General features: G+C 68.9%; 7 protein-coding genes. 4 read left to right on the forward strand and 3 right to left on the reverse strand.

The features are described 5' to 3' along the window. Together ACXJKR_RS24450 and ACXJKR_RS24455 are read right to left on the reverse strand one after the other, a co-directional pair. On the reverse strand, positions 1–569 hold a 569-nt coding region (locus ACXJKR_RS24450), incomplete at its 3' end, for a DUF7133 domain-containing protein (protein WP_457325022.1). Positions 570–658: 89 nt separating this feature from the next. Beyond that, positions 659–1,093 carry a CBS domain-containing protein gene (locus ACXJKR_RS24455; RefSeq protein ID WP_457325023.1) on the reverse strand — a complete coding sequence of 145 codons (435 nt, stop codon included), beginning with the start codon at positions 1,091–1,093 and terminating at the stop codon, positions 659–661. A gap of 473 nt (positions 1,094–1,566) precedes the next feature. On the opposite strand from ACXJKR_RS24455, the gene ACXJKR_RS24460 reads away from it, so the two are divergent. The 3 genes from ACXJKR_RS24460 to ACXJKR_RS24470 all read left to right on the forward strand — a co-directional run bounded on the left by ACXJKR_RS24460 (position 1,567) and on the right by ACXJKR_RS24470 (position 3,067). Further along, positions 1,567–1,758 carry a CsbD family protein gene (locus tag ACXJKR_RS24460; RefSeq protein ID WP_056198702.1) on the forward strand — a complete coding sequence of 64 codons (192 nt, stop codon included), beginning with the start codon at positions 1,567–1,569 and terminating at the stop codon, positions 1,756–1,758. Positions 1,759–1,830: 72 nt separating this feature from the next. After that, positions 1,831–2,487: an OmpA family protein gene (locus ACXJKR_RS24465; protein ID WP_457325024.1), complete on the forward strand. Its 657-nt coding sequence runs from the start codon at positions 1,831–1,833 to the stop codon at positions 2,485–2,487. A 118-nt stretch (positions 2,488–2,605) separates the two neighbouring features. Beyond that, a complete protein-coding gene (locus ACXJKR_RS24470) occupies positions 2,606–3,067 on the forward strand; it encodes a hypothetical protein (protein ID WP_457325025.1) in 462 nt (153 codons plus the stop codon). A gap of 20 nt (positions 3,068–3,087) precedes the next feature. Here the strand turns inward: ACXJKR_RS24470 and ACXJKR_RS24475 are convergent, their stop codons facing one another. Beyond that, positions 3,088–3,801, reverse strand: a complete 714-nt coding sequence (locus tag ACXJKR_RS24475; protein ID WP_457325026.1) for a D-glycero-alpha-D-manno-heptose-1,7-bisphosphate 7-phosphatase — start codon at positions 3,799–3,801, stop codon at positions 3,088–3,090. Between the two features lie 267 nt (positions 3,802–4,068). Here ACXJKR_RS24475 and ku point away from each other — a divergent pair. Further along, on the forward strand, positions 4,069–4,792 hold a 724-nt coding region (gene ku, locus ACXJKR_RS24480), incomplete at its 3' end, for a non-homologous end joining protein Ku (protein ID WP_457325027.1).

The raw sequence follows: 4,792 nt of genomic DNA on the forward strand, positions 1-4,792 counted from the left end.
AGCTTGCGGCCGGGGCCGCTCAGGCTCGTCTGACCAGGCATGTAGCTGTATTCCCAGACCGCATCGGTGTTGGCCACGTAGAAGCGATCACCAACCAGGGCCATGCCGAAGGGCGAGTTCAGGTCCTGCAGGAAGACGGTCCTGACCTCGGCGCGGCCGTCGCCGTCGGCGTCGCGCAGCAGCGTGACGCGGTTGGCGCTGGGCGTGGCTGAACCGGCCTTGGCCATCAGCTTCTTCATCACCCAGCCCTTGAACCCCTTGCCCTCGTCCGGCCGTGGCGGCGCGTTCGTCTCGGCCACGAGCACGTCGCCGTTGGGCAGCACATGCAGCCAGCGTGGGTGCTCCAGCCCGCTGGCGAAGGCTTGGGCCAGCAGGCCTGGCGCGGCGATCGGTGCCTCGCCAGCCGCCCAAGGGCGGGTCGAGGCGACGTGGGCGGTTGGCACCAGGGTCTGCACCGGTTCGACCAGGGTGGGCCGGGGGCCGACGTCAGCACCCTGAGGCAGGCGGGCGCTCTCGCCGCAAGCAGTGAGGGCCGCAGCGGCCAACAGCAATAGGCAGCGTGTGTTCATACGCAGGTCTGGCAAGCCAGATGCCCGACAGATGCCCGGCGGATTTGTGGCGCAGATGGCCGCGGCCGTGCCGCTGGCTTGAGTGGCCCTCAGTGCGGCGCCGTGGCGTCGCCCGGCGCCGAGATCTCGCGCAGGGCGCGGTCGATGTGACCGGACTCGCGTACCGCCAGGTCGCCCAGGGACACGATGCCAATCAGGCGCCCGTTCTTGTCGACCACCGGCAGGCGGCGCAGCTGGCGGGCGCCCATCAGGCGCTTGGCGTCCTCGGCATCCTGATCGGCGGTGCAGGTCTGGACCTCGGGGCTCATGATGTCGGACACGCAAGCCTGGTCGGGATTGAGGCCGTCGGCGATGGCGCGCACCGTGATGTCGCGATCGGTCAGCATGCCGAGCAGGCGTTCACCGTCGCAGACGGGCAGGGCGCCGACGTCCAGTTCCTGCATGCACTGCGCCGCGCGGCGCAGGCTTTCCTGCGGCTGGATGGTGCGCACCTGGGTGGACATGATTTCGGCGATGGTCGACATGATGGTCTCCTGAGTGGGGTGGACATTCGGCAAGGCGGGCGCCGGGCATGCGGACCCCTTGGGCGCTGCTGGCCCACCGCGGGCCCGGCACTGCCGAGCCCGCGTCGCCGCAGTCAATGGAAGAAGAGATAGACCAGCAGCAGCACGATGCCCGGGACGCCGAGCAGCCACGCGAGAAGATATTTGCCCATGATGATCTCCGGTGAGGTGGGGTAGGCAAAGCTTCGCTGCAACGGCAGCGGTGGGACAGCGGACGAGGCGCGACAGGCGCGTAGGAAGAGCGGCAGCCGACCTGGTCGATGTTGTCAGCGGGCGCGCCATGTCGCGGCCCGCCGGCTTTGCTGRGCCGCGACGTAGGACTGGACCCACCCGCCGACCCGGCCCAGGCCGGCCCGGGTGCACTGCCTGGCTCGTTAGTCTGACGCCAGTCCCCTAGGCAAGTCGTCACGGGGGTCGTCACAAAGGAGCACACCATGAACACCGATCAAGTCAAGGGCAGCGTCAAGGACATCGCGGGCAAGGCGCAACGCAAGCTGGGCGAGGCCATTGGCAGCACCGAGCAGCAGGTCAAGGGCGCCGCGACCCAGGTCGAGGGCAAGGTCCAGAAGGCCGTGGGCGATGCCCGCGAGGTCGTCAAGGACGCCCGCGACCAGCGCAAGATCTGATTGCGCCGCACGCCATGCCCCCGCCGCCGGGCCTCAGGGTCCGGCGGCGCTTTTTCTGTCGAGAGGTACACCATGCGTTCTTCCAAGATTCCGTTGCGCAGCGGCGCGACGGCCACCCTGATCGTGGCGGCCCTGCTGGCCGCTGGCTGCTCGTCGATGAGCGAGCGTGAACAAGGCACCGCCAAGGGTGCCGGGGCCGGTGCTGTGGCCGGCGCCATCATTGGTTCGGTGACCGGCGGCAGCGCCGGGCGTGGGGCCGTCATTGGCGGCGCTGTCGGCGCGGTTGCCGGCAACCTGTGGTCCAAGCGCATGGAGGACAAGCGCGCCGCCCTGGCCCAGGCGAGCCAGGGTACCGGCGTCGAGGTCGCGCGCACTGATGACAACCGCCTCAAGCTCAACGTGCCCAGCGACGTGTCCTTCGACACCGGCCGCGCCGACATCAAACCGCAGATGCGCCCGGTGCTCGACGAGATCGGGCGCAACCTGGACCCGGGTGTGCATGTGACTGTCGTCGGCCACACCGACAGCACCGGCAGCGATGCCATCAACGAGCCGCTGTCGCGCGAACGCGCCGCGGCCGTGCGCGACTATCTGTCGGCCCGCGGCGTGTCGAGTTCGAGAGTCAACGTGGCGGGACGCGGCTCGCACGAGCCGGTGGCCGGCAACGACACCGAGGCCGGCCGTGCCGCGAACCGCCGCGTGGAGATCTTCCTGGCTGAACAGGGCTAGAGCCAGGAGCCACCAGGCCGTAGTGGGCGCACCGCGGTTGATCAATGAGGGTTGGTGCTAGGCATCCTCGGGCGGCAAATCGACCACCCTTCGCGCTCTTCGACCGATTGGAAGATCCATGCGCAAGAGCGTTGCCGTCGTTGTTGCCGGCCTGGTGGCCGGTGCCCTGGATATCGTGGCGGCGTTCGCGAGCTATGCGGCGCAGGGCGCCACCGTCGAAGGCATCCTGAAATACATCGCCAGCGGGCTGCTGGGTGCCTCCGCCTTGCAGGGCGGCATGGCGATGGCAGGGTTGGGGCTGCTGTTCCACTTCTGCCTGACCACGGCGATGGCTGCGGTTTACATGGCTGCGGCGTTGCGGTTGGGCGCGCTGACGACGAGCCCCTGGCTGTGGGGCAGCGTCTACGGCCTGCTCACCTGGGTGGCGATGGTCTACGTCGTCGTCCCGCTGTCAGCGGTCAACGGCTGGCAGCTTCCGCACGGGTGGAACATCGTCAGCGGCCTGCTGTCGCACATCTTCTATGTCGGCGTTCCCATCGCCCACATCACGCGCCATGCCTTGCGCCCGCAGGCGGCCTGAGCGTTCTGGTTCGCGCCGGCTCAGTCGGGCCGATGCCAGGCCACATCAGGCGTCGCCTGCGGCTGCATGACGCTGCCCGGGGCTGACGCGAAAGAGGGCAGGCGGGCGGTAGCGAGCTTCTCGACATAGTCGGCCAGCGCGGGCCAGTCGAAGAAGCGCGCGTCGGGCTCCCGCAGGGGTGAGCGACGCCAGACAGTTTCGCCGCCACTGTCGAAGAGCAGGCCCTGGCAGCCTGCGCGGTGGCCGGCCTCGACGTCATCCAGCCTGTCGCCCACCATCCAGGAGCGCGCCATGTCCAGGCCGTGGCGGTGGGCGGCGCGGATCAGCATGCCGGGTGCCGGTATGTGGCACAGGCAGGCCGGGCGGCCTTCGTCGTCGGGTGCGTGGGGGCAGACTTCCACGCCCTCGATGCGCACGCCGAACTCCTGCTGCAGCCGTTGCAGCAGCGCCTGCTGCAGGCGCGCGAACTCCGCCCTGGTGAAGCGGCCGCGCGCCAGGCCGCTCTGGTTGGTGACGATGACCAGGGCCAGCCCCGCGCGTTGCAGCCTGGCCAGGGCTTCGCCTGCGCCGGGCATGAAGCGCAGCAGCAGCGGGTCGGCGTTGTGGGGTGCGCCCTCGACGAGGGTGCCGTCCTTGTCGACGAAGAGGCAGGGCCGCAATGGCGCGCGGGCCGGCGCCGGCTGCTGCAGGTCGCGCAATGTCAGACCGCTCAAGGCATAGGGTGCATAGCTCATGGGCGCACCTCGGGCTCGGCAAGGGCGGAGGTCGGGAAACGGCAGTCGCTCATGTCGGGGGTCCGGGCTGAAGAAGGTGCGGCACCGCTCCCGGCAATCGGCGTGCCCGCCCCGGAACGACGCTGCGCAGCGCTTCATGACGGCGGCAACATGAGCCTGCTTGCCCTGGCGACGCGACGCGTCCCGGCGTCCTACACAGCGATGCGGCGCTGTTCCCTGACCCGCCGCAGGCCGGCCGGCGTAGCTTGTCGGGACACAGGAGATTCCATGGCCACATCCGCCCGCTCTATCGCTTCCCTGACCCTGAGTTTCGGCCTGGTCAACGTGCCCGTGCGCCTGTTCTCAGCTACCGAGGCGGGCGCTGACATCCGCTTCAACCTGCTGGCCAAGGACGGCGCGCGTCTCAAGCAGCAATACGTCAACGAGCGCACGAAGAAGGTTGTCGAGCGCAAGGATATGGTCAAGGGCTACGAGGTCGAGGACAACCAGTTCGTGCTCTTCACGCCGGAGGAGCTCAAGGCGCTGGAAGAGGGCAGCAGCCATGTCATCGAGATCGTCAGTTTCGTGCCGCTGGCTTCCATCGACCCGCTGTTCTACGACAAGAGCTATCTGCTCGCGCCGGACAAGCGCGGCGACAAGCCCTACGCCCTGCTTGCCGAAGCCTTGCGCCGCTCAGGCCGCTGCGCGCTGGCCAAGTGGTCCTGGAAGGCCAGGCAGTACGTGGTGCAGGTGCGCGCCAATGATGACGGGCTGATCCTGCAACAGCTGCGCTATGCCGCCGAGGTGCGCTCGCTGGCCGACCTCGACATCCCCAAGGCCAGCATCTCCAAGCCGGAGCTGCWGCTGGCCCTGCAGCTGGTGGAGCAGATCGCGGCGGACAGCTTCGAGCCGGCGCTGTTCCACGACGAGGAGAAGGACCGGGTGCTGGCTGCCATCGAAGAGAAGGTCAAAGGCCGCAAGATCGTCGCTTCCACGCGCGAGGAGCATGGGC

Source organism: Roseateles sp. P5_E11 (assembly GCF_054049355.1).

Bases quoted from the DNA above. Each gene is read 5' to 3' on its own strand.
- ACXJKR_RS24455 (WP_457325023.1), bottom strand. From the start codon at position 1,093: ATGTCGACCATCGCCGAAATCATGTCCACCCAGGTGCGCACCATCCAG.
- ACXJKR_RS24460 (WP_056198702.1), top strand. From the start codon at position 1,567: ATGAACACCGATCAAGTCAAGGGCAGCGTCAAGGACATCGCGGGCAAG.
- ACXJKR_RS24465 (WP_457325024.1), top strand. From the start codon at position 1,831: ATGCGTTCTTCCAAGATTCCGTTGCGCAGCGGCGCGACGGCCACCCTG.
- ACXJKR_RS24470 (WP_457325025.1), top strand. From the start codon at position 2,606: ATGCGCAAGAGCGTTGCCGTCGTTGTTGCCGGCCTGGTGGCCGGTGCC.
- ACXJKR_RS24475 (WP_457325026.1), bottom strand. From the start codon at position 3,801: ATGAGCTATGCACCCTATGCCTTGAGCGGTCTGACATTGCGCGACCTG.